The organism is Mesorhizobium sp. WSM4810 (assembly GCF_055811235.1).
Genome location: NZ_JBVVQV010000012.1, coordinates 52,699 through 74,803, shown reverse-complemented (window position 1 = coordinate 74,803; position 22,105 = coordinate 52,699). Strand labels below are relative to the sequence as shown.

General features: G+C 62.5%; 18 protein-coding genes and 1 pseudogene. 14 read left to right on the top strand and 5 right to left on the bottom strand.

The genetic code is table 11. The features are described 5' to 3' along the window. Nucleotides 1-44: 44 nt before the first annotated feature. Nucleotides 45-1,931: a peptidoglycan L,D-endopeptidase MepK gene (gene mepK, locus AC0L3O_RS18610; protein WP_473616267.1), complete on the bottom strand. Its 1,887-nt coding sequence runs from the start codon at nt 1,929-1,931 to the stop codon at nt 45-47. Between the two features lie 396 nt (nt 1,932-2,327). Then, nucleotides 2,328-3,851 carry a sigma-54-dependent transcriptional regulator gene (locus AC0L3O_RS18605; RefSeq protein WP_287253738.1) on the bottom strand — a complete coding sequence of 508 codons (1,524 nt, stop codon included), beginning with the start codon at nt 3,849-3,851 and terminating at the stop codon, nt 2,328-2,330. A gap of 191 nt (nt 3,852-4,042) precedes the next feature. Here AC0L3O_RS18605 and AC0L3O_RS18600 point away from each other — a divergent pair, with 191 nt between their 5' ends. From AC0L3O_RS18600 to AC0L3O_RS18585, 4 genes are all read left to right on the top strand, one after another. Next, nucleotides 4,043-5,881: a M3 family oligoendopeptidase gene (locus AC0L3O_RS18600; RefSeq protein ID WP_473616265.1), complete on the top strand. Its 1,839-nt coding sequence runs from the start codon at nt 4,043-4,045 to the stop codon at nt 5,879-5,881. A gap of 351 nt (nt 5,882-6,232) precedes the next feature. Continuing rightward, a complete protein-coding gene (locus AC0L3O_RS18595; protein ID WP_473535907.1) occupies nt 6,233-7,024 on the top strand; it encodes a proton-conducting membrane transporter in 792 nt (263 codons plus the stop codon). Nucleotides 7,025-7,197: 173 nt separating this feature from the next. Continuing rightward, nucleotides 7,198-8,346, top strand: coding sequence for an aminodeoxychorismate synthase component I (locus tag AC0L3O_RS18590; RefSeq protein ID WP_473535906.1), 1,149 nt, complete (start codon nt 7,198-7,200; stop codon nt 8,344-8,346). Beyond that, the gene (locus tag AC0L3O_RS18585) at nt 8,295-8,957 is read left to right on the top strand and encodes an aminotransferase class IV family protein (RefSeq protein WP_128168878.1); all 663 of its coding nucleotides are present in this window, start codon (nt 8,295-8,297) and stop codon (nt 8,955-8,957) included. The genes AC0L3O_RS18590 and AC0L3O_RS18585 overlap by 52 nt, the downstream gene beginning before the upstream one ends. 128 nt (nt 8,958-9,085) lie before the next feature. Here the strand turns inward: AC0L3O_RS18585 and aztD are convergent, their stop codons facing one another. Together aztD and aztC are read right to left on the bottom strand one after the other, a co-directional pair. Further along, nucleotides 9,086-10,297 carry a zinc metallochaperone AztD gene (gene aztD / locus AC0L3O_RS18580; RefSeq protein ID WP_287259387.1) on the bottom strand — a complete coding sequence of 404 codons (1,212 nt, stop codon included), beginning with the start codon at nt 10,295-10,297 and terminating at the stop codon, nt 9,086-9,088. Between the two features lie 84 nt (nt 10,298-10,381). Continuing rightward, nucleotides 10,382-11,365: a zinc ABC transporter substrate-binding protein AztC gene (gene aztC / locus AC0L3O_RS18575; protein WP_473616264.1), complete on the bottom strand. Its 984-nt coding sequence runs from the start codon at nt 11,363-11,365 to the stop codon at nt 10,382-10,384. Between the two features lie 596 nt (nt 11,366-11,961). On the opposite strand from aztC, the gene AC0L3O_RS18570 reads away from it, so the two are divergent. The 10 genes and pseudogenes from AC0L3O_RS18570 to AC0L3O_RS18525 all read left to right on the top strand — a co-directional run bounded on the left by AC0L3O_RS18570 (nt 11,962) and on the right by AC0L3O_RS18525 (nt 20,902). Then, a complete protein-coding gene (locus AC0L3O_RS18570; protein ID WP_473535955.1) occupies nt 11,962-12,105 on the top strand; it encodes a transcriptional repressor in 144 nt (47 codons plus the stop codon). An 87-nt stretch (nt 12,106-12,192) separates the two neighbouring features. Next, nucleotides 12,193-13,189, top strand: a pseudogene (locus AC0L3O_RS18565) (CobW family GTP-binding protein). A gap of 198 nt (nt 13,190-13,387) precedes the next feature. Then, complete coding sequence (locus tag AC0L3O_RS18560; RefSeq protein ID WP_473535904.1) at nt 13,388-13,537, top strand: hypothetical protein; 150 nt, start codon at nt 13,388-13,390, stop codon at nt 13,535-13,537. Nucleotides 13,538-13,548: 11 nt separating this feature from the next. Beyond that, nucleotides 13,549-13,722 (top strand): hypothetical protein, encoded by a 174-nt coding sequence (locus AC0L3O_RS18555; RefSeq protein WP_287227824.1) that lies wholly within the window; start codon nt 13,549-13,551, stop codon nt 13,720-13,722. Nucleotides 13,723-13,906: 184 nt separating this feature from the next. Then, entirely contained in the window at nt 13,907-15,352 is a 1,446-nt protein-coding gene (locus tag AC0L3O_RS18550) for a homospermidine synthase (protein ID WP_128247073.1), read from the top strand. A gap of 198 nt (nt 15,353-15,550) precedes the next feature. After that, entirely contained in the window at nt 15,551-15,922 is a 372-nt protein-coding gene (omp10, locus tag AC0L3O_RS18545; protein ID WP_128170933.1) for an outer membrane lipoprotein Omp10, read from the top strand. Between the two features lie 176 nt (nt 15,923-16,098). Further along, on the top strand, nt 16,099-18,126 hold the full coding sequence (locus AC0L3O_RS18540; RefSeq protein WP_473535903.1) for a 5'-nucleotidase C-terminal domain-containing protein: 2,028 nt from the start codon (nt 16,099-16,101) through the stop codon (nt 18,124-18,126). A 136-nt stretch (nt 18,127-18,262) separates the two neighbouring features. Beyond that, entirely contained in the window at nt 18,263-19,327 is a 1,065-nt protein-coding gene (gene hemH, locus AC0L3O_RS18535) for a ferrochelatase (protein ID WP_128170928.1), read from the top strand. A gap of 149 nt (nt 19,328-19,476) precedes the next feature. Then, the gene (locus AC0L3O_RS18530) at nt 19,477-20,427 is read left to right on the top strand and encodes an SPFH domain-containing protein (RefSeq protein ID WP_027153246.1); all 951 of its coding nucleotides are present in this window, start codon (nt 19,477-19,479) and stop codon (nt 20,425-20,427) included. 4 nt (nt 20,428-20,431) lie between these two features. After that, complete coding sequence (locus AC0L3O_RS18525) at nt 20,432-20,902, top strand: NfeD family protein (protein ID WP_128170927.1); 471 nt, start codon at nt 20,432-20,434, stop codon at nt 20,900-20,902. Nucleotides 20,903-20,978: 76 nt separating this feature from the next. Here the strand turns inward: AC0L3O_RS18525 and AC0L3O_RS18520 are convergent, their stop codons facing one another. After that, a complete protein-coding gene (locus AC0L3O_RS18520) occupies nt 20,979-21,980 on the bottom strand; it encodes a KpsF/GutQ family sugar-phosphate isomerase (protein ID WP_023798068.1) in 1,002 nt (333 codons plus the stop codon). Between the last annotated feature and the right edge of the window lie 125 nt (nt 21,981-22,105).

The following is a 22,105-nucleotide window of genomic DNA, read 5'->3' as shown; positions in this document are numbered from 1 at the left end:
CGCGCGGGTTACCGGCGCGGCTTTTTTATTGGTTGGTCGATCCGCTACTCGGTCCTGAAGCGGGCGACCGACAGGAACTTGACGGCATTGCCGGTGAACCGGTTGGCGTCGGCCAACTGATCGTCCGCCTGGAAGCCCACGGTATAGACTTCGGTTGGGGGCGTGTGCACGATATTGTAGGCGTAGCGCTGCGCCGTCGTCGCGCTGGAGACGGTGGCGACATTCTCGCCGCTGTTCAACGCCCAGCGCGCCGCCGTCGGCTCGGCGGCGACTACCACGGACTTGGGACCAGGCTTCAGGTCACGGGCGGTTGCCCTGGCTGCCTTGCGGGTGGTCTTCACACCCGTGCCGATCGCCACGGCCGGATCGGAGCCAGCCGGGCGGGCAAAGACAGCCTCACGCGGCGATGCGGCATTGCCCTTCGCCAGCTCACCGAGGACCGCGCTTGGCTGGGAGAGCGAAGCGACCTGGTATTCGTCGGTTGCGCTGACCCGTTCAAGGACGGCTTTGACCGCGTCAGACTGGACTGCGGCAGACTGGACCTGGTCAGGCTGGGCCAATTCGGGCTGGGCCAGATCGGGCCGAGCCGACGGCAGCACCGAGAACACATCGGTAGCGGTCTTGCCGTGCCCGGCGGTATCCGCCAGCGCCAGAAGCACAGCCTTGTCCTGCGGCGCAAGGTCGGCCGCTGCAAGGTCGGCCGGCAACGAGTGATTGGGGCGCCAGCTCGGCAACGGAATGTTGTTGGCGGCAACCTGCGCCACATCGGCGACAACGGACGGTTCGGCCATGCCGAAGGGAGCGTTCGCCGGCGCTTGCGCGGTCGTCACCGCCTGTTCGGCGGTGGCGGTGGCATCCGCCACGCCGAACGGAACGTTTTCGGGCGGCTGAGCGACATCGGCCTTCGGACGCGGGGCGAAATCGGGCAGCGGCACGCTACGCGCCGGCAGCGCCGCGATGATCGTTTCCGGCGTGTCCTCCTCCGGTTCCGGAGCAGGCGCATCGGCGATTTGCGGAATCTCGGCGCGCTTCGCATCCTCAGGCGATACGATGGCAATGCCCGGAAGCTTGCTGTTCCTGGCGGCCGGCGCCGGCTTGGCGTTCGCCAGCTTCACGCTCGCCGGCTTCACATTTGTTGACTTCGGCGTTGGCGCGGCCACCACATCGGCGCTGTCATCGGCCTCGTCTTCACCGCCGCCGAATAAAGCCGCCAGCAGACCGCCGGATCTTTTGGCACCTCCACCTGCGCTGGCCATTTCGATGGCGGGAGCGCCGGCGCCCTTGCGCGCCTTGTACGAGGCGAGCGCCTGTGAATAGCCGGGCAGCGGCTTGCCGTCGCTCGGCACATGCAGCGTCTTGCCGTTGGGGAACACGCGCGCCAGTTCCTGGCGGCTGATGCCAGGCCAGTGCCGCACATTGCCGACATCCATGTGGACAAAGGGCGAGCCGGACCTCGGATAATAACCGACGCCACCGCCCTGCATCCGCAGACCGATGTCGCGCAGTTTCTTCAGCGGCACGCCGGGAATGTAGAAGTCCATGGCCTTGCCGAGCGTATGCTGGCTTTTCTTGGCAACGCCCCTGCTGCGGCTGCGCAGCATCGAGTTCGTCGACGACGAGCGATAACCGCACACGACCTGGATGTAGTCGCGGGCGCCGCTCTGCCGGTAAGCCTCCCAGACCAGGTCGAGCAGGCGCGGATCCATCTTGGTCGGCTCGTTGCGGCGCCAGTCGCGCAGGATGACGTTGATCTTTTTCAGACCCGCCTGATCGTAGCGGCCGCCGCGCTTGAAGACGATCTCCGCCTTCTCTTTGGTGTGCAGGTTGTAGAGTTTCAGCGAACGTGTCTGGGCGCTGGCGCCGGTCGCAGCCGCTGTAAGGAAGCCAAAGGCGAGAATCACCGCTGCCAGCCATCTCGGCCAGGCGCTCATGTGATAGTGCCGCCCGTTTGTGTGTCGTTCGACTTTGTTCAAATCAAAAGGCCTTGCAGGCTGCCGTTTGTCCCCGGATTTGACCAACGGATGCGGTGGTGTTCACATCCGAATATCGATCCTAATGGTTAATCATCGCTTATTGAAGCCGAAATGCGGTAACACCGTGGCGATATCCCGTCAAAAATATTGCACGGGGTTTCTTGGTAAACTGCTGGTTTAGATCATGTTTTGGGCTTTGCCTGAACACGATCTGTTACCAGACGCCTCAATGCGTGAACACTGCCGGCAAGCGCGTCGCCCGACCGCGTCACGCCCGATTCGACGACTGTCGATTGTCCTGATGCCGGGCTGGCAAGCTGGTCCGGGCTGCCTTTGTCAGCCAGAGTTGCCTTGTCAAGAAGCAAGGCGGTCGATACGGCCCGTATCCGGATCGATGCCATATTCCTTGAGCTTCCTGTAGAGCGTCGAGCGGCCGATGCCGAGGCGGCGGGCAACTTCGCTCATCTGGCCGCTATAATGGTCGATGGCGAGCTTGATCATTTCGAGTTCGACTTCGGCCAGCGCCCGCACATTGCCGCGTTCGTCCAGCGCCCGCAGCGTGCCGAAGCGAGGCTGCGGCCTGGCTGGCGGATCGAGCTCGGCTACAGCGATGCCGTTATCCTCGCCAAGCGGCTCGGTGACCAAAGGCAACGCGGGCAACGCGCCATGCGCATCGAGGTTGACGGTGCCCTCGACCTGCGCCCGGATCTGCGGAAACTCCTCTTCCGTCAGCAGATCGCCTTCGCAAAGCACCGAGGCCCGGAAGACGGCGTTTTCCAGCTGGCGGATGTTTCCCGGCCAGTCGTAGGCCTGCAGCATGGCGAGCGCCGCAGCCGAAATGCCGTGCAGGCGATGACGTGGACCGGTGGGCGCAACCTTGTCCAGAAAATGCTCGACCAAATATGGAATGTCGTCGCGACGGTCGCGCAGCGGCGGCACGAAGATCGGATAGACGTTCAGGCGGTAGAACAGATCCTCGCGGAACTTGCCGTCCTTGACCTGCTGCAGAAGATTGCGGTGTGTCGCCGAGATCAGCCTGATGTCGACCCTGACGGTCGAACGCCCGCCGACCGGATCGACCTCACCGTCCTGCACGGCGCGCAGCAGCTTGACCTGCACGTCGAGCGGCAGGTCGCCGATCTCGTCGAGGAAGAGCGTGCCCGAATGCGCCTCGACGAACTTGCCGGTGTGTTTTTCGGTGGCGCCGGTGAACGAGCCCTTCTCGTGGCCGAACAGGATCGATTCGACCAGATTGTCGGGGATGGCGCCGCAATTGACGGTAACGAACGGTTTGGAGCGGCGATCGCCGCTGCCCTGGATGGCGCGCGCCACCAGCTCCTTGCCTACCCCGGATTCGCCTTCGATAAGGATCGGGATGTTGGACGCGGCCGCCTTCTGGCCGAGACGGATCACCCGGTCCATCGCCGGGCTGTGCGTGATCATGTCCTTGAAGGTCAGATGGCCGCCGCGCCGCCGCGACGTGCGCTTCACTTCCCCCTCGACCGCCTCGACTTTGAGCGCGTTGCCGATCGATGCCTGCAGCCTGTCGGGAGATGCCGGCTTGACGACGAAATCGAAAGCACCGTGACGCATGGCCGAAACGACGGTTTCGATGCCACCCTGGGCGGTTTGCACGATGACCGGAACCTGGATGCCGCGCTCACGCATCGCCTTCAGCACGCCGATGCCGTCGAGGCCCGGCATGACGAGGTCGAGGATGACCACCGACACGTCGCGCGCCTTGGGCCCGTCGAGCGCATCGAGACCGGCCTCGCCGCCATCCGTGATGATCGCGCTGTGGCCGAATTTCGTCACCGCCGCCTCGAGCAGCCTGCGCTGCACGGGATCGTCATCGACTATGAGTATGGAACCTGTCATGACTGGTTCAACGATGCTCGCCCAATATGCCCACCCCACTGTGCCCACCCAATGGGGAACCCTATGGATCATCCTGGCACAGGGTTCTAAATAAGATTTCAAAAAACCCGGTGAACGAATTGCTTAGGATTTGACCGGCTTTCTCATCCCATTGATTCTTTGGCCCTTTGACAAACTGGAAAGTGTCGGCAATGAGCATGGTTTTTGGTCGGCAGCTTGCGGCGGCGGCGTCCGGTCAGGGCGCGGCGGAGCTCGGTGATCTGCCGGAATGGGATCTCGTCGATCTCTATTCGGGCATGGGCGCCCCCGAGCTGAAACGCGACATTTCAAAGGCGATCGCCGATGCCATCAGCTTCGAGAGCCGCTGGAAAGGCACGCTCGCCGCCGAGGCGGAGCGTGCCGACAGCGGCAGGCTGGGCGAGGCGCTTGCCGCCTATGAGGCGCTGGAGGAACTGATTGGCCGGATCGTCTCCTATGCCGGACTGATCTATGCCGGCAACACCGCGGATCCGCAGCGCGCCAAGCTCTATGGCGACATTCAGGAGAAGATGACCGACGCCAGCGCGCATCTTCTGTTTTTCGCGCTCGAACTGAATCTTGTCGACGATGCCGCGATCGAAACCGCGCTTGCTGCCGATCCTGCCTTCGCTCACTACCGGCCGTGGGTGCTTGATCTGCGCATGGACAAACCCTACCAGCTCGAAGACCGGGTCGAGCAGCTTCTCCACGAGAAGTCGATTACCGGACGCGGCGCCTGGAACCGCTTGTTCGACGAGACGATGACCGATCTGCGCTTCGACATCGATGGCGAAGAGCTGACCCTGGAGCCGGCGCTGAACCGCCTCCAGCACGCCGATGGCGAGGTGCGCCGCCGGGCTTCTGAAGCGCTGGCCGCAACCTTCCGCAAGAATCTGCGCACGTTCACGCTGATCACCAACACGCTGGCCAAGGACAAGGAGATTTCCGACCGCTGGCGCGGCTTCGCCGACATTGCCGATTCGCGTCATCTCGCCAACCGCGTCGAGCGCAGCGTGGTGGATGCCCTGGCCTCAGCCGTTCGTGACGCTTACCCGCGCCTGTCACACCGCTACTACGCGATGAAGGCGCGCTGGCTCGGCATGGAAGTGATGAACCACTGGGACCGCAACGCGCCGTTGCCGGAAACCCCGCAAGCGATCATCGGCTGGGACGAGGCCAAGAACACGGTGCTTTCCGCCTATCAGCGCTTTTCACCTGATATGGCGGAGATTGCCCGGGTTTTCTTCGACCGCAACTGGATCGACGCGCCGGTAAGGCCTGGCAAGTCGCCGGGCGCCTTCGCGCATCCGACCGTGCCGTCGGCGCATCCCTATGTCCTGCTCAACTACATGGGCAAGCCGCGCGACGTGATGACGCTGGCGCATGAGCTTGGCCACGGCGTGCATCAGGTGCTCGCCGCAAGCCAGGGCGCGCTGATGGCCTCGACGCCGCTGACACTGGCCGAGACGGCGTCCGTCTTCGGCGAGATGCTGACGTTCCGCTCGCTGCTGGACCAGACCACCGACAAGCGCGAGCGCAAGGCCATGCTTGCCCAGAAGGTCGAGGACATGATCAACACGGTCGTGCGCCAGATCGCTTTCTACGAGTTCGAGCGCAAGGTGCATGCCGAGCGCAAAAACGGCGAGTTGACATCGGACAGACTCGGCCAGTTCTGGCTGGAGGTGCAGGCGGAAAGCCTCGGGCCGGCGATCAAGCTGCGCGAGGGTTACGAGGTCTTCTGGAGCTATATTCCACACTTCATCCATTCGCCTTTCTACGTCTACGCCTATGCGTTCGGCGACTGCCTGGTGAATTCGCTCTATGCGGTCTATCAGAATGCAGAGCGTGGCTTTCAGGACAAATATTTTGCCATGCTGCGCGCCGGCGGCACCAAGCATCATTCCGAGCTCCTGGCTCCCTTCGGTCTTGATGCCACCGATCCTGCTTTCTGGCAGATCGGCCTTGGCGTGATCGGCGAGCTGATCGACGAGCTCGAAGCTTTGGACAATTGACGCACAGCGCTGAACATCCAGGTTCGACAGAACAGATTAGCCGCAATGCATATTGAAGGCCATTCTATTCTTTCCCTAAATATCTGTTCTTAAATAACTCCATGGAATTTTTCCGTTAGCTTTCCGGAAGGTGTATGATAGCGTCCCGCCTCAAGCTCAGTCGGGCGCGGCCAAATCTTCGGCCGGTCACGGCGCTTCGACGATTGCGACAGCGCCGTTGGCCATGGCAGGAAAGCCGGTCGCCGACAGCGCGATTTAAGCCGGCTGTTCCACGAGCAGCGGAGCCACCATTGAATGGTCCTTGTGCCAAGGTCCCAGGCCACGGCAGATGGATCGGACTGGAGAGAGACAATGGGCACTTTTTTCTACATGCTCCTGGCGTTCCTGGTAGGTGTGTTGGCTGGCTGGTTCATCTGGGGACGCCCGCGTGGCGATCTCGACAGCCTGCGCGGTGACATGGGCCGCACCCGCAGCGAGCGCGACAGGCTGCGCGCCGACGCCGACCGCCTGACCCGTGAGCTGGAAGTATGCCGCGGCGCCCGCGCCGACCTGGAGCGCCAGTTGGGCGAGGCGCAAGGCACCAAGGCCGGTGCGACAAAGGCAGCAATCCCGGCACCGCCGGCATTGATGGCGACATCCGCGCCGGCCAACACGACGCCCGCCAAGGCGACGCCGGCCAAGACCGGGCCGGCTAGGTCCGGGCCAGCAAAGACCACGTCCAAGAAACCGGCGGCCGGGAAGGCGGCAGCCGCGCCGAAGGCCAGTGCATCGAAAGCGAGTCCGTCGCAGGCAAGTGCGCCAAAACCTCCCGCATCGAAAACCAGTGCTGCACCAAAGAGCGCTGCGCCAGCGGCACAGAAAGCCGCGACAACAAAGGCGGCGGTGGGCAAAGCCAGCAATCTGCGTCGCCTGATCGGCATCGGCCCGGCCAACGAGCGACTGCTCCACGGGCTAGGAGTGACGACCTACGCGCAAATCGCCGCCTGGACGGCCGCCGACGTCAAGCGGATCGAGGAGACGTTGAACTTCGACGGCCGCATCGAGCGTGAGCGCTGGATCGAGCAGGCGAAACTGCTTGCCGCCGGCGATGAGGAGGAATTCGCGCGCCGCTTCCCGACCGCGGGGACCGGGAGCAACACCTGAATTGCCTGCCGGAATCGAGCACATAAGAGACCGGCGACGCCCGCGAGGTGCCGCCGGTTTGCTTTTTGCACCAAGCTGCGTTTGCGTCTTGAGACGCCGGTCTCTCGATTGCGCGCGATCGAGCCGCCATATAGAGCGATAGCTGGCGTCATCGATCGCAGCATCAGAGTCCCATGCCCCTGCCCTCTGCAATTTTTCGAAATGACGAGCGCGCTCATCAGCTCGTCTTCGACCAGCCGGCCGACATCATCGTGGCGCATGAGGCAGAGGATTTCCTGCCGGCGCTGGACATTGCGCAGGCCGCGCATGACGCCGGCAAATGGCTGGCCGGCTATTTCTCCTACGAGGCCGGCTACCTGCTCGAGCCGAAGCTCGTTCCGCTGCTGCCGGGCGGACGCCGCGCCCCGTTTGTCTGCCTGGGGATCTTCGACGCGCCTGTCGAACAGCCGGTCGTGCCGTCGACCAACGGCCCGATCTTCGACGCCCCGATCTTCAACGCCAAGGCCGCCTGGACTTCGGAAGACTACGCAAAACGCTTTGCCCGGCTCCACAATCACATTCGCAAGGGTGATTGCTATCAGGGCAATCTGACCTTTCCGGTTCATGCGCAATGGTCGGGCGATCCGCTGGCCGCCTTCGATGCGCTGACGGAGCGCCAACCGGTGAAATACGGCGCGCTGATCGCGCTCGGCGATCCGGTCGTCTTGTCGCGTTCGCCGGAACTGTTCTTCGAGATCGACGCCGCAGGCATGATCGAGACGCATCCGATGAAGGGCACCGCCCCGCGCGGCGCGACCAAGGCGGAGGACAAGCGGCTGAAGACGTTCTTGCTCAATGACGAGAAGAACCAGGCTGAGAACCGGATGATCGTCGATCTCCTGCGCAACGACATTTCGCTGATCAGCGAAGTCGGCACGCTGGAGGTGCCGGAGCTTTTCCGCATCGAGAGCTACCCGACCGTCCACCAGATGGTGAGCCGCGTGCGGGCCAAGCTGTTGCCCGACCTCACCATCCGCCGGATATTCGCTGCGCTGTTTCCATGCGGATCGATCACCGGCGCCCCGAAAATCCGCGCCATGGAAATCCTGCACGATCTGGAAGCCACGCCGCGCGACGTCTATTGCGGCGCGATCGGCTGGATCGCGCCCGGCGGCACGATGCGCTTTTCGGTGGCGATCCGCACCATATCGCTCTTTTCCGGCGGCGAGGCCGTCTACAATGTCGGCGGCGGCGTCGTCTTCGATTCGACGGCCGAGGAGGAGTATCAGGAGTGCCTGCTGAAAGCGCGCTACGCGACGGGAACACCGCCGATTTCGAGCTGATCGAAACCATGCGCTGGCAGCCGGGCCAGGGCTTCCTCCGTTTCGACCGCCATTTGGCACGCCTTTATGGCTCGGCGGCCGAACTGGGTTTTGCCTGCGATCCGCAGAAGGTCGGCGAGATGCTCAGGAACGCCGTCGACCGGCCCGACATAGCCTTGCGCACACGCCTGGTCCTGTCGCGCAGCGGCAAGGTGACGGTCTCGGCGCTGCCTTATGAGCCGCACGCAGCCGACAAGGTCTGGAGGCTGCAGCTGGCGCGGGTGCGGCTTGATTCAAGCGACACGCTGCTGCGCCACAAGACGAGCCGCCGGGATATCTATCAGCGGGCGCGGGCCGAATATCTGATCAGCCGGGCTGACGAGGTTCTCTTGGCCAACGAGCGCGGCGAAATCTGTGAGGGCACGATCACCAATCTCTTCGCCGATTTCGGTGACGGAGCGCTGGCAACACCGCGGCTCGATTGCGGCTTGCTGCCTGGCGTGTTGCGCGGCGAATTGCTGGACGAAGGCCGCGCCCGCGAAGCAATCTACAGCCTGGATGATCTGAAGTCGGCCAAAGCGCTGTTCGTCGGCAATTCACTGCGCGGACTGATCCCGGCACGGCTTGGCTGAAATGCAATCGGTGCCGGACGATGCGCCCATTGCTGGGTCTCGAGCATGGTTCCCTTGCGAGTTGGAGAAGATGCGTCCGGCCCGAGAAGGAATGGGCCGGACGCGCGGCAGCCGCTTGGGAGGAGCGACTATTCGCCTTCGTGGGTTTGACCGGAGCCGCCGACGGAAACGATGTTGAAGGGCTTGCCTTCGATGGCAATGTCGCCGGTTTTCTCGAACGACGCCGCGTCAACGAGATGCAGCACACCTTGCAGTGGGTCAGTGACCACGATCTTGTCGCCGGCGACCGCGACACGCGGCCTCGGATCGCTCCAGTGACCGTCCATCGAATAGGGGTCGGTCAGCTTGAGCGAGTTTGCGATCTCCCCCTTCACGACGTCGAGCTGGTGAAGCTGGCCGTCCTCGGTGAAGACGTAGGCGAACTTGGCACGAACGGGGTCGACCGCGAAATGCACGCGGCGCGTCGGAAGGTTGATCAGCCGGAATGCGTCGCTCTCGATCGTCGGATCGATCAGCACCACCTTGTCGGCGCCGTAGTTGCCGAGGAAATATTGCAGGCCTCTGCCGCCGATCAGCGTCGTCGTTTTGCCATCAGGCAGGCTGTCGGCATAGGGCAGATGACGGATCGCCGGGCTGCCGTCGCCATGGCTGACGACAAGCAGGCCGGTCGCGCAGGCGAAAGCCAGGATATTGCCGGAAGACGCCTCGCCGTGGAGGTCTGGGCAGGCGTGGCTGCCGCCGATCGGCGCGCCGGCCTTGTCAGCGACCCTGATGCCGACCGGAAGCTCGTCCGGCTTTTCCCGGTTCGGCTCCGACAGCAGGACATGGGAGCCGAAGGCGACTGCGACGCCGTGCTGCGGCGCGTCCGTCTTCACTTCCCTGAAATCCGGCTTGCCTTCCAGGGCCGACTTCTCGGAGATGATGCGGGCGACACCCTCGCCGTCGAAAAAAACGGCGAAGTCGCCGTCATGCTCGACGAAATGCGACGGCTTCTTGCCCGTGATCTCGACGCCGGCAAGTTTTGGCGCTTCGACGTCGATGTCGCCGTGCTCGCCGTGGTCCTCGAAGGAAATGCCGCTCGCGATCCCGGCAACGACGCCGGCCGAGCCCTGCACGGCAAACACGGTCCTGCCGCTTTCGCTGCGATGGAGCGACGCCGGCCCTTTGATCTCGAACGTGTCGAGCTTTTCGCCATCGACCGCATCGATTACGGTCACCTTCGGGTCCGCGTGGTCCGAGATGAAGAGGCGCCATGCGGTCACCTCCTCGGCGTGGGCAGCACTTGTTGATAGGGACACAAGCAGCGCGATGGCCGTGGCTGACGCCCAATTTGTCCTCACGGTATTCTCCTTGAATGTTATTACATGACTATTGGTAATCGAGGAAAAGGCGGATTGCTCCGCCTTTCCATCACAGGCTGGCGGTCAGCTTCCGAGGATCGCGCCTTTGATCGTCGTGACGTTGTGCCGCATCATCTCCAGATAGGTCGCAGCCGGACCGTTCTTATCCGACAGGGCGTCGAAGTAGAGCTCACCGCCGACTTTCAGGCCCGTCTCGCTGGCGATCTGCTCGACCAGGCGCGGATTGGTGACGTTCTCCACGAAGATTGCCGAAGCCTTGTCTTGCCTGATCTGTTTGATCAGGGCCGCGACGTTGGAGGCTGATGCCTCGGATTCGGTGGAGACGCCCTCCGGCGCCAGGAATTTTATGCCGTATTCGTGTTCGAAATAGCCATAGGCGTCGTGGGAAGTGATGATCGTGCGCTTGTCCTCGGGGATCTCAGCTACGGCAGCCTTGATCTCCGCTTCCAGTGCCTCGAGCTGCTGGCCGTATGATTCGGCATTGGCCCGATAAGTATCACAGCCGGCTGCATCGGCGGCACAGAAGGCGTCGGCGATGTTCTTCACATAGAGTTCGGCATTGTGCACGGACTGCCATGCATGGGGATCGGACTCGCCGTGATGATGGTGCCCTTCCTCATGGCCCTCTTCCGCCGCGGCGTGTTTTTCCCCGCCCTCGGCGGCTTTATCCTGATCGTGGTGACCTTCTTCCTCGGTCTTGCGCAACACCTCGCCGCCTTTGGTCAATTCCACGATCGGCGCCTTCGTCGCGCTCGCCTCGACGAGACGCTGGAGGAAGCCCTCGAACTGGAGGCCGTTGACCAGCACCACGTCGGCCGAACCGACGGTTGCCGCGTCGGCCGGCTTTGGTTCGTAGACATGGGCGTCACCATTCGGGCCGACCAGCGTGACGATGTCGACACGATCGCCGCCGACATTCTTGGCAAAATCGGCGATGATCGAGAAACTGGCGACAACCCTAAGGTTCTCGGCAGCGGCCACCGACGGAGCGATTGGCAACGATGTTATAGCGCCTATCACGGCGGCGAGTTTTAGCGTCCTGGACATTCGATCGACTCCTTTGTTCAAGCGGTTCTGTGGGAGATGCGCCGGACGCGTGGCGAGCAGCCGCGCGCCCCGGCAGAGATAAAAGGGAATGTGGATCGTGCCCGCCGACAAATGATCGCCGGGCCGTACGATCCCATCGAGGCACGCTGTTGCGGCCCAGCGGCAGGTCTTGATGCGTCAGGTCTTGAAAGATCACACAAGCAGCCATTCGATCCATCACCGCGGGAGCCATCGAAGTCAGCCCCGCTCTTGACGATCCGTTATGTTATGTTATCACGTTCGTCAATCCAAAATGTTATACTATTACTGACGCTCGCCATTGTGCTCAAAACTGCCTGGAACACGAGGGAACAGCGGATGCCTGGACGCAACCAGCAGCTGGTACTCGACGCGCTGACGCGCTCCGAGAGGCCGATGGGGGCCTATGAACTGCTTGGACTTCTTCGCCAGGAAGGGCTCCGCTCGCCGCTACAGATCTATCGCGCTCTGGATCGGCTCGTCGAGCAGGGCCTGGTTCACCGGATCGAGAGCCTGAGCGCGTTTGCGCTCTTGCGTCCACAGCGAATGCGGCACCCTATGGGCGCGCCGCCTTTGCAATCTGCGCGAATTGCGGGCGCGCAAGTGAGGTTCATGACCCGGCATTGGAGCGGGTGCTGCGCCGGATTGCCCGACGGCAGGGCTTCCAAACCAACTCGGCCACGGTGGAGCTTTCGGGTCTGTGCGAGGCTTGCGCGCATTGAACAGACGCCAGTCTTCCGTCTACGGGCGATCCAATCGGCTCGCGCCTGACCCAGCTGAAATCCGCAATCCAACATCCGGAGACGACTATGCCGCTTGAAGCCCAGAAAATGCCCGTCACGGTTCTTACCGGCTACCTCGGCGCCGGCAAGACGACGCTGCTCAACCGCATCCTGTCCGAACAGCACGGCAAGCGGTACGCCGTGATCGTCAACGAGTTCGGCGAGATTGGCATCGACAACGACCTCATCGTCGATACCGACGAAGAAGTCTTCGAGATGAACAACGGCTGCATCTGCTGCACGGTGCGCGGCGACCTGATCCGGATCATTGAGAGCTTGATGCGGCGCAGAGACCGTTTCGACGCCATCCTGATCGAGACGACCGGCCTTGCCGATCCCGCCCCCGTCGCCCAGACCTTCTTCGTCGACCACGATGTGAGGCAGAAGACGACACTCGATGCGATCATCACCGTCGCCGATGCCAAGCATCTCCTCGGCGAGTTGGATCATGCCCACGAGGCGCAGGAGCAACTCGCCTTCGCCGATATCGTCATACTGAACAAGACCGACCTGGTGGCGCAGGCCGAACTCAAGGCAGTGGAGGCGCGCATTCGCAGGATCAACCCGACGGCTGCGATCAAGCATTCCATACGTTGCAACGTTCCACTCGACGAGGTTCTGGATCGCGGCGCGTTCGATCTGAACCGTGTCCTCGAAGTCGAGCCGGACTTTCTCGACGCGGGCCACAACCATGTGCATGACGATCACGTCACCAGCTTCTTTCTCGTCACGGAAGCTTCGATCGATCCGCGCAAGTTCTTGCCGTGGATCCAGATGATCACACAGAAATTCGGCATCGACATGCTGCGCATGAAAGGCATCCTGGCGTTCGAGGGCGATGAACACCGCTTTGTCGTTCAGGCCGTCCACATGCTGCTCGAAGGCGATCACCAGCGCCCCTGGAAAGCCCTGGAAAGCGGGGGAGAAGCGCGTCAGCCGCCTGGTATTTATCGGCCGCAACCTGCCCAAAGGCCTGACGGCTTCCTCAAATGCCGCGCCGAAATGGACACGCTGGTGGCGCTGAATGCATAGGTTCGGCAAGGCCGACGACAGCGCGCGTCTTTTATCCCGTTGCTCTGGCCGAGCGCCTTCGTCTTCGGGACGGGATTGGATATGAACCGTCTCGCGAACTCACTCGCCCCGCGGCCTTGCCCTTCCGGAGAAGACCAGACAGATCAAGGTCTGGGTTCGCAGGGCTTGCGGGCTCGATGACGATGTCGTCGTGTCCGTCACGGAGCTGGTATGCCGCAAAAATGGCTGTCCCGACATCGAAACGGTGATCGGCATATTGCGTCCCGGCGAGAAAATCGAGACGATCCGGCTTCGCAAGGCAATCGCCGATGTGACCTCGCGCGATCTGCCGCGAGGGTGAATGGATCGGACATGCGCAGAGTGTTCGGCCTCTCGACCGAAGCTGTTGCGCTTACCGAGTGTCACCGGAATGTGACCGAGATCGGGAACCATCGACGAGAGCTGGTGCTCGCCGCATCTTTCGCCGCGCCATTGCGGGCGGCCGACTTCGCCCAACTCGACTACAAGGGCCAACTCGGGAAATGACCGCCGACCGTCAGCGACTGGTCGTCCTCCTTAACCACATGACGAATGCGGCGTAGCTCGCGGCTTTTCGCTGGTTTATGACAATGATCTGTGGTTGTAGCGCGTGGCGGTCGGGCAAAAAAAATGCTCCGCTTTGCGTCTGTTTGCCCGGCTTTTCAGCCTATCTGAGGGAGTAATCGATAAAATGGCGAATGAAAACTGGCCCGTTTACGGTGAGATCACCGGCCCTGTCGTGATGATCGGCTTCGGCTCGATCGGACGGGGAACGCTGCCGCTGATCGAGCGCCATTTCAAGTTCGACAAGTCGCGCATGACGGTCATCGACCCACGCGATACCGATCGCAAGCTGCTCGACGAGCGCGACATCACCTTCATGCAGGATGCGGTGACCAGCAAGAACTACAAGAAGCTTTTGACGCCGCTGCTGACCAAAGGCGGTGGCCAGGGCTTTTGCGTCAACCTGTCGGTCGACACCGGCTCGGTGGATTTGATGCGGCTCTGTCGCAAGCTGGGTGTGCTTTACATCGACACCGTCGTCGAGCCATGGCTCGGCTTCTATTTCGACACGAAGGCCGACACTGGCAGTCGCACCAATTATGCGCTGCGCGAATCCATGATCGAAGAAAAGCGCGCGCACCCCGGCGGGGCGACCGCAATCTCCACCTGCGGCGCCAACCCAGGCATGGTCTCGTGGTTCGTCAAGCAGGCGCTGGTCAACCTCGCCACCGATCTTGGCCTCGAATTCTCCGAGCCCGCGCAGCACGATCGCGAAGCTTGGGCCAGGCTGATGAAGAAGGCCGGCGTCAAAGGTATCCACATTGCCGAGCGCGACACACAGCGCACCAAGAAGCCGAAGCCGATGAACGTGTTCTGGAATACCTGGTCGGTCGAAGGCTTCATCTCGGAAGGGCTTCAACCGGCCGAGCTCGGCTGGGGCACGCATGAGACGTGGATGCCGAAGAACGGCAAGAAGCACAAGCATGGCTCGAAGGCCGCAATCTATCTGGAGCAGCCGGGCGCCAACACGCGTGTGCGCAGCTGGTGCCCGACGCCGGGCCCGCAATATGGCTTCCTGGTGACCCACAACGAGTCGATCTCGATCGCCGACTTCTTCACCCTGCGCGGCAAGAAGGGCAAGGTCCAATATCGCCCGACCTGCCACTACGCCTACCATCCCTGCAATGACGCCGTGCTGTCGCTGCACGAAATGTTCGGCGCTGCCGGCAACGCACAACCGGTGCATCACGTGCTCGATGAAAACGAACTGGTCGACGGTGTCGACGAGCTCGGCGTGCTGCTCTACGGCCACGACAAGAACGCCTATTGGTACGGCTCGCAGCTGTCGCTGGTGGAGGCGCGCAAGCTGGCGCCTTATCAGAACGCGACGGGCATGCAGGTCACCTCGGCAGTGCTGGCGGGCATGGTCTGGGCGCTGGAAAATCCCGAGGCCGGCATCGTCGAGGCGGACGAGATGGACTACAGGCGATGCCTGGAAGTGCAGTCGCCCTATCTCGGGCCGATCAAGGGCTATTACACCGACTGGACGCCGCTCGACAACCGCCCTGGGCTGTTCCCGGAAGACCTCGACAAAAACGACCCATGGCAATTCCGCAACATCCTCGTTCGATAGTTCAACATCCTCGTTCGAAAGCAATGTCTCACTGCCTTGCAATCGTCTGGAAATCGGGCGATTGAAGGAAGGCGGCCTGGAGCGACGTGCATCCATTTGGACGCACAAAGTACGCTCTGGTGGTTCGAGTGTACGCATCGTGCTTTCCGAAAAATCGCATCGATTTTCGGGCCAATGCGAGAGGAGAGGATCTTGATCATGACGATTGCGCGCAAATTGCTTTCGGCCGGCATTGTCGCGGCCGCTGCCGCCTTGGCGGCGTGCACCACCGCCGGCCCGGGCGGGCCACCATCGGCCACGCGGAGTCCGGTCGAAGGCTCATGGATCGACGCGCAGGGCACGGGCCTGTCGACCTTCGCCGGCGGCAGCTTCAAGACCGTCGCCACCGACACCGGCCAGAAGCTTGCCGACGGCAGCTACGCCATGACCGGCGGCACCTCGGTCCAAATCCAGGGCACTTCGCTGATCCGCCAGACGCCGATCAGCTTCAACTGCTTGTTGATCTCCACCTCGCAGCTTAATTGCACCAGCGTGAGCGGGCAGAACTTTGTGCTGACGCGACGCACCTGAGCCCATACTGAATGCTTTTGCAAAGGACGGCGGCTTGAGGCCGCCGTCTTTTTGTGCCGGCAAAGCTGGGCCCGATTCCGCTTGCATCGGCTAAAACGCGATGTGAACATTGGCGAAAAGCCGGCTGTTATGTTCCAGTCGAGCAAGGGCATAAACAGGTCATCCGGGAGACGAAGATGAAGAAGACCGCCGCCATTGCCGCCCTGTCGGCGTCTACGCTTGGCCTTTCGACCGGCATGTCCTTTGCCGACTACACGCTGAACATCCTGCACATCAACGACTGGCACAGCCGCATCGAAAGCAACAACAAATATGAATCGACCTGCTCGGCCGAAGAGGAGACCAAGGGCGAGTGCATCGGCGGCGCGGCGCGGCTGATCACCGCGATCATCCAGGAGCGCAAGAAGCTGGAAGGCCAGAACGTGCTGTTGCTCAGTGCCGGCGACAATTTCCAGGGTTCGCTCTTCTACACGACCTACAAGGGCAAGACCGAAGGCGAATTCCTCAACCAGATGAAATTCGACGCCATGGCGGTCGGCAATCACGAGTTCGACGACGGCGAGGCGGCGCTGGCGCCGTTCCTGGACATGATCAAGTTTCCGGTGCTCGGCGCCAACGTGAAGGCCAACGCGCAATCCAAGCTCGGTGACCGCGTGAAACCGTCTGTTGTGATCGAGGTCGGCGGCCAGAAGATCGGCGTCGTCGGCGCGGTCACCAACGACACGCCGGAACTCACTTCGCCAGGCCCTAACGTCACGATCGAGGACGACGTCAAGTTGATCACGTCAGAGGTCGAGAAGCTGAAGGGAGAAGGCGTCAACAAGATCATCGCGGTCACCCATATCGGCTACAAGCGCGAGCGCGACGTCATCGCCAAGATCCCGGGTGTCGACGTGGTGGTCGGCGGCCACAGCCATTCGCTGCTGTCCAACACCGACCCCAAGGCTGAAGGCCCCTACCCGACGATGGTCGACAATCCGGACGGCTACAAGGTGCCGGTCGTCCAGGCGGCGTCCTTTTCGAAATATCTCGGCGAGTTCAAGGTCGTGTTCGACGACAACGGCGTCGTCAAGCAAGCCAGCGGAGACCCGATCTACCTCGACAAGTCGATCACGCCGGATTCCGCCGTGCTTGCCCGCATCAAGGAGCTTGGCGCGCCGATCGAGGCGTTGAAGAACAAGGAGGTCGCCGAGACCACGAAGGCGATCGACGGCAGCCGTGAGAACTGCCGCACCCGCGAGTGCGAGATAGGCAATCTTGTCTCCGATGCCGTCCTCGACCGCGTCAAGGACCAGGGTGTGCAGATCGTCGTCACGAATGGCGGCGGCCTGCGCGCTTCGATCGACCAGGGCACCGTCACTATGGGCGAGGTGCTGAACGTGCTGCCGTTCCAGAACACAGTGGCGACCTTCCAGATTTCCGGCAGGGATCTGGTTGCCGGGCTGGAGAACGGTCTCAGCCAGATCGAGGACGGCGCCGGACGCTTCCCGCAGGTTGCCGGCCTGAAGTATTCATTCGACAAATCGGCCGCCCCGAATGCCGGGCGCGTCAAGTCGGTCGAAGTCATGCAAGGCGGCGCGTGGACCACGATCAATCCGGATAAGGATTACCTGGTCGCCACCAACAACTTTGTGCGCCAGGGCGGCGACGGCTATAGGGTCTTCGCCGACAAGGCCAAGAACGCCTACGATTACGGTCCGGGCCTCGAACAGGTGGTCGCCGATTATCTCGGCGCGCATCGGCCCTATACGCCGAAGCTCGATGGCCGCATCACCGAAATCACGGCCGCCGCCGCCGCGGAACCGGCCGAGGCTCCCGCTCCGGCCGAGCCCGCAAAACCAGCAGAAACGGCTCCAGCCGCAGCTGCGGACACGGCGATGCCCGAACCGCCGGCGGGTTCGGACGATATAGCCACGACACCGCCAGCCGTGCCGGCGGAACCCGCCCCGGCAACGCCGGCGCCTGCCGAGCCGGCCAAGCCAGCCGAGGCGGCACCGGCGCCTGCGGCGGAACCGGCAAAGCCGGCCGAGGCAACGCCGGCCGAAAGCAGCCATGTGATCGTTGCCGGCGATACCTATTGGGACCTGGCGGAAAAGGCCTATGGCGATGGCGCCAGGTGGAAAACGATCTCCGATGCCAACAAGGACTACGAGCCGCGCCGCCTTCCCGTCGGCGCAACCTTGACCATCCCGGCCGCAAACTGAATTCTTCGGTCATCGTTGGAAAACCCGTCCGGCTAACTGGGCGGGTTTTTCTGCTTTCGCTGATAAGGTGCGGCCAGACGCTGCATTGAAAACCGGCGCGGCATCGCTAGTTTCGCGCAGTGTCCGGAGACCCGTTATGACGCTTTCCAACCCTGCCGATCGAAAAGCCGCGAAGGTCGTCGGCCCACTGCCGGCAGGACAGCCGCCGGTCGGGGCGGGCAGGATCGGCGTCATGCTGGTTAATCTCGGCACGCCCGACGGCACCGAATTCAAGCCGATGTGGCGCTATCTCAGGGAATTCCTGTCCGATCCGCGCGTCATCGAGCTCAACAAGGCGATCTGGTATCCGATCCTCTACGGGCTGGTACTCACCACGCGGCCGAAGAAGTCGGGCGCCAACTATGCGAGAATCTGGAATCGGCAGCGCAACGAGTCGCCGCTGCGCACCTACACCCGCGCTCAGAGCGAAAAGCTGACCGAGGCGCTGCGCGACCTGCCCGGCGTCAGCGTCGACTGGGCAATGCGTTACGGCAATCCTTCGACCGAGAGCGTCGCCAAAGGGCTGGTCGCGCAGGGCTGCGACCGCATTCTGACTTTTCCGCTTTATCCGCAATATTCCGCGACCACGACCGCGACCGCCAACGACCAGCTGTTTCGCGCGCTGATGAAGATGCGCCGCGCTCCGGCGATCCGCAGCGTGCCGCCCTACTATGCCGAACCGGTCTATATCGAAGCGCTCGCCGCGTCGATTGAGCGCCATCTGGCGAGCCTCGATTTCGAGCCGGAAATGGTCATCGCCTCCTATCACGGCATTCCGAAACCCTATTCCGACAAGGGTGACCCCTATCAGGCCCATTGCCTTGAGACGACCCGGCTGCTGCGGGAAAAGCTCGGCTGGGATGAGAAGAAGCTGATCACCACGTTCCAGTCGCGCTTCGGCGCGCAGGAGTGGCTGCAGCCTTACACCGACAAGATGGTCGAGAAATTGCCCGGAGAAGGCGTGAGATCGATCGCCATCGTCAATCCGGGCTTTTCTGTCGACTGCATCGAGACGCTGGACGAGATCGGCAGGGAGGCGGCCGAGACTTTCCATCATGCCGGCGGCGAAAAGTTCGCGCATATTCCCTGCCTCAACGACAGTGCCGAGGGCATGGCGGTGATCGAGGCGATGGTGCGGCGCGAACTGTCGGGTTGGGTGTGAAGCCGATACAATCGAGCGCCGCGAACCGGCTTTCTATGCACCGGTAATCCACTATCACCTGATTGTAACGTTCCTGAAACACACTTAAGTGTTTGGTGAAGTCGCTCGCGTTGAAACATTTCCGTGGCCGGCATCTGAGGGAGAGCCAAATGGATTTCAGTGGTTTCGATATCGCGCTTCTTGTTCTTGTCGCTCTTGTCGTGCTCGTGCTTTTCAAAGGCATCCGGACAATCCCGCAAGGCTACAATTACACCGTCGAACGCTTTGGCCGTTATACCAGGACATTGAGCCCCGGCCTCAACCTCATCGTGCCGTTCGTCGACCGCATCGGCTCCAAATTGAACATGATGGAGCAGGTGCTCGACGTCCCGACGCAGGAGATCATCACCCGCGACAACGCCACCGTCGCCGTCGACGGCGTCGCCTTCTACCAGGTGCTCAACGCGGCGCAGGCCGCCTACCAGGTCGCCGGGCTGGAGAACGCCATCCTCAACCTGACGATGACCAACATCCGTACCGTGATGGGGTCGATGGACCTCGACGAGCTGCTGTCGAACCGCGACGCCATCAACGAACGCCTTCTGCGCGTCGTCGACGAGGCGGCGCATCCCTGGGGCATCAAGATCACCCGCGTCGAGATCAAGGACATCAATCCACCGGCCAATCTCGTCGAATCGATGGGGCGCCAGATGATGGCCGAGCGCAACAAGCGCGCGCAGATCCTCGACGCCGAAGGCCTCAAGCAGTCGCAGATCCTGGAAGCCGAGGGCCGCAAGGAAGCCGCCTTCCGCGACGCCGAGGCGCGCGAACGCTCGGCCGAGGCCGAGGCCCGCGCCACGCAAGTGGTGTCGGAAGCGATCGCCAAGGGCGACGTGCAGGCGCTCAACTACTTCGTTGCACTGAAATACACCGAAGCACTGACCAGGATCGGCTCCGCCACAAACAGCAAGGTCGTGCTGATGCCTATGGAAGCTTCGTCATTGATCGGCACGCTCGGCGGCATCGGCGCGATTGCCAAGGAAGTCTTCGGCAGCGAGGGCACTGCCGGCACCACGCGGCAAGCTGCACGCCCGCCCGTGGTTCGTCCCAGCGAGACCTGAGGCCATGTTCGAACGCATCATTTCCGAACTCGGCCCCTGGGTTTGGATGGTTCTCGGCTTCGTCCTCCTGGTGATGGAGGTCATCGCACCGGGCATATTCATGCTGTGGATCGGCATCGCCGCGCTGCTGATCGGCGTGGTGTCCCTGCTCATCTGGGACGCGGACTTCTGGACCTGGCAGATCCAGGTTCTCGCCTTCCTGGCGATGTCGCTGGTTTCAACCTATGTCGGCAAGAGACTGGTGGGTGGGCGCGATGATGGCACCGATCAGCCACTGCTCAACCGCCGCGGCGCACAGATGATCGGCAGGATGGCCACCCTGGACGAGCCGATCAGGGACGGCCGCGGCCGCGTAAAGCTGGGCGATACGCTATGGCGCGTCTCCGGCCCCGACCTGCCGGCCGGCACGCAGGTGCGCGTGACGGGCGCGGCCGACGCCGATCTGGAACTGACGGTCGAGGCGGTCCTGGACTGATCCGACCATCTCGGCGGGCGACTTTTCAAACAGGCCTGATGTCTCTCAGAGACTGTTTCGATTCGCTCTGGCGAGCTCAGGCCGCGCCGATGCGCAGCAGATCGTGCAGATGGACAAGTCCGACCGGCCGTCTGCCTTCGACAACCATCAGGCTGGAGATGGTCGAACTGTTGATCGTCTGCAGCGCGGTCGCCACCAGCGTATCCGGTCCGGCCGTCTTCGGCTCCTTGGTCATGACCTGATCGACGCTCATCGCCAGAAGATTGCTGCCGATGTGGCGCCTGATGTCGCCGTCGGTGATGATGCCGATCAGCGCACCATCCGCAGCGGTTATCGCCACACAGCCAAACCCCTTGCGCGACAATTCGAGGATCGCTTCTTGCATTCCAGTGCCGGAAGGCACCAGCGGCAGCCTGTCGCCGACATGCATGATCTCGCGGATCTGCGTCAGATTGGCGCCAAGTTGCCCGCCGGGATGGAAGGTGCGGAAATGATCCGGCGTGAAGCCGCGCGCTTCGAGCAGCGCGATGGCCAGTGCATCGCCGATCACCAGTTGCAGCAGCGTCGATGTCGTCGGCGCCAGGCCGTGCGGGCAGGCTTCCGACGCACGCGGCAGCAAAAGCACCACATCGGCCGCCCGCGCCAGCGCCGATCGCTCTCCGGCAGTGACTGCGATCAGCGGAATCGAGAAGCGCCTGGAATAGGCGATGATGCCCTTGAGCTCGCGGCTCTCGCCCGACCACGATATGGCGATGATGGCGTCGTCCCTGGCGATCATGCCGAGGTCGCCATGATTGGCTTCGGCAGAATGGACGAAGAAAGCCGGCGTGCCGGTCGAGGCGAGCGTCGCCGCGATCTTTGAGCCGATATGGCCGCTCTTGCCGACGCCGGTGACGATGACGCGGCCAGCGATATGCGACACAATATCGACGGCGCGCGCGAACGGTTCGGTCAATCCGTTTTCGAGCGCGGCCGCCAGCGCCGCGACACCGGCCTGCTCGGTCGCTACCGTTCTAAGCGCCGAGGCGATCGAAGCCTGCCCATCGAGCCGCTTCTTGTCTGGGGATCCCGCATGCATGGCTGATGCGATTAGCGCTTTGCTGCGCGCCTGTCCAACGGAATTGCCATCCGTCAGCCGTCAAGTGGGCTTTGATCGACCGCCGCCTCAACCCGACGTTAACCATCCCCGTTTACGGTTCGGTA

Bases quoted from the DNA above. Each gene is read 5' to 3' on its own strand.
- aztC (WP_473616264.1), bottom strand. From the start codon at position 11,365: ATGTCCAGGACGCTAAAACTCGCCGCCGTGATAGGCGCTATAACATCG.
- hemH (WP_128170928.1), top strand. From the start codon at position 18,263: ATGACGCTTTCCAACCCTGCCGATCGAAAAGCCGCGAAGGTCGTCGGC.
- AC0L3O_RS18540 (WP_473535903.1), top strand. From the start codon at position 16,099: ATGAAGAAGACCGCCGCCATTGCCGCCCTGTCGGCGTCTACGCTTGGC.
- omp10 (WP_128170933.1), top strand. From the start codon at position 15,551: ATGACGATTGCGCGCAAATTGCTTTCGGCCGGCATTGTCGCGGCCGCT.
- AC0L3O_RS18550 (WP_128247073.1), top strand. From the start codon at position 13,907: ATGGCGAATGAAAACTGGCCCGTTTACGGTGAGATCACCGGCCCTGTC.
- AC0L3O_RS18530 (WP_027153246.1), top strand. From the start codon at position 19,477: ATGGATTTCAGTGGTTTCGATATCGCGCTTCTTGTTCTTGTCGCTCTT.
- AC0L3O_RS18520 (WP_023798068.1), bottom strand. From the start codon at position 21,980: ATGCATGCGGGATCCCCAGACAAGAAGCGGCTCGATGGGCAGGCTTCG.
- AC0L3O_RS18555 (WP_287227824.1), top strand. From the start codon at position 13,549: ATGCGCAGAGTGTTCGGCCTCTCGACCGAAGCTGTTGCGCTTACCGAG.
- AC0L3O_RS18600 (WP_473616265.1), top strand. From the start codon at position 4,043: ATGAGCATGGTTTTTGGTCGGCAGCTTGCGGCGGCGGCGTCCGGTCAG.
- AC0L3O_RS18605 (WP_287253738.1), bottom strand. From the start codon at position 3,851: ATGACAGGTTCCATACTCATAGTCGATGACGATCCCGTGCAGCGCAGG.
- AC0L3O_RS18595 (WP_473535907.1), top strand. From the start codon at position 6,233: ATGGGCACTTTTTTCTACATGCTCCTGGCGTTCCTGGTAGGTGTGTTG.
- mepK (WP_473616267.1), bottom strand. From the start codon at position 1,931: ATGAGCGCCTGGCCGAGATGGCTGGCAGCGGTGATTCTCGCCTTTGGC.
- AC0L3O_RS18525 (WP_128170927.1), top strand. From the start codon at position 20,432: ATGTTCGAACGCATCATTTCCGAACTCGGCCCCTGGGTTTGGATGGTT.
- AC0L3O_RS18590 (WP_473535906.1), top strand. From the start codon at position 7,198: ATGCCCCTGCCCTCTGCAATTTTTCGAAATGACGAGCGCGCTCATCAG.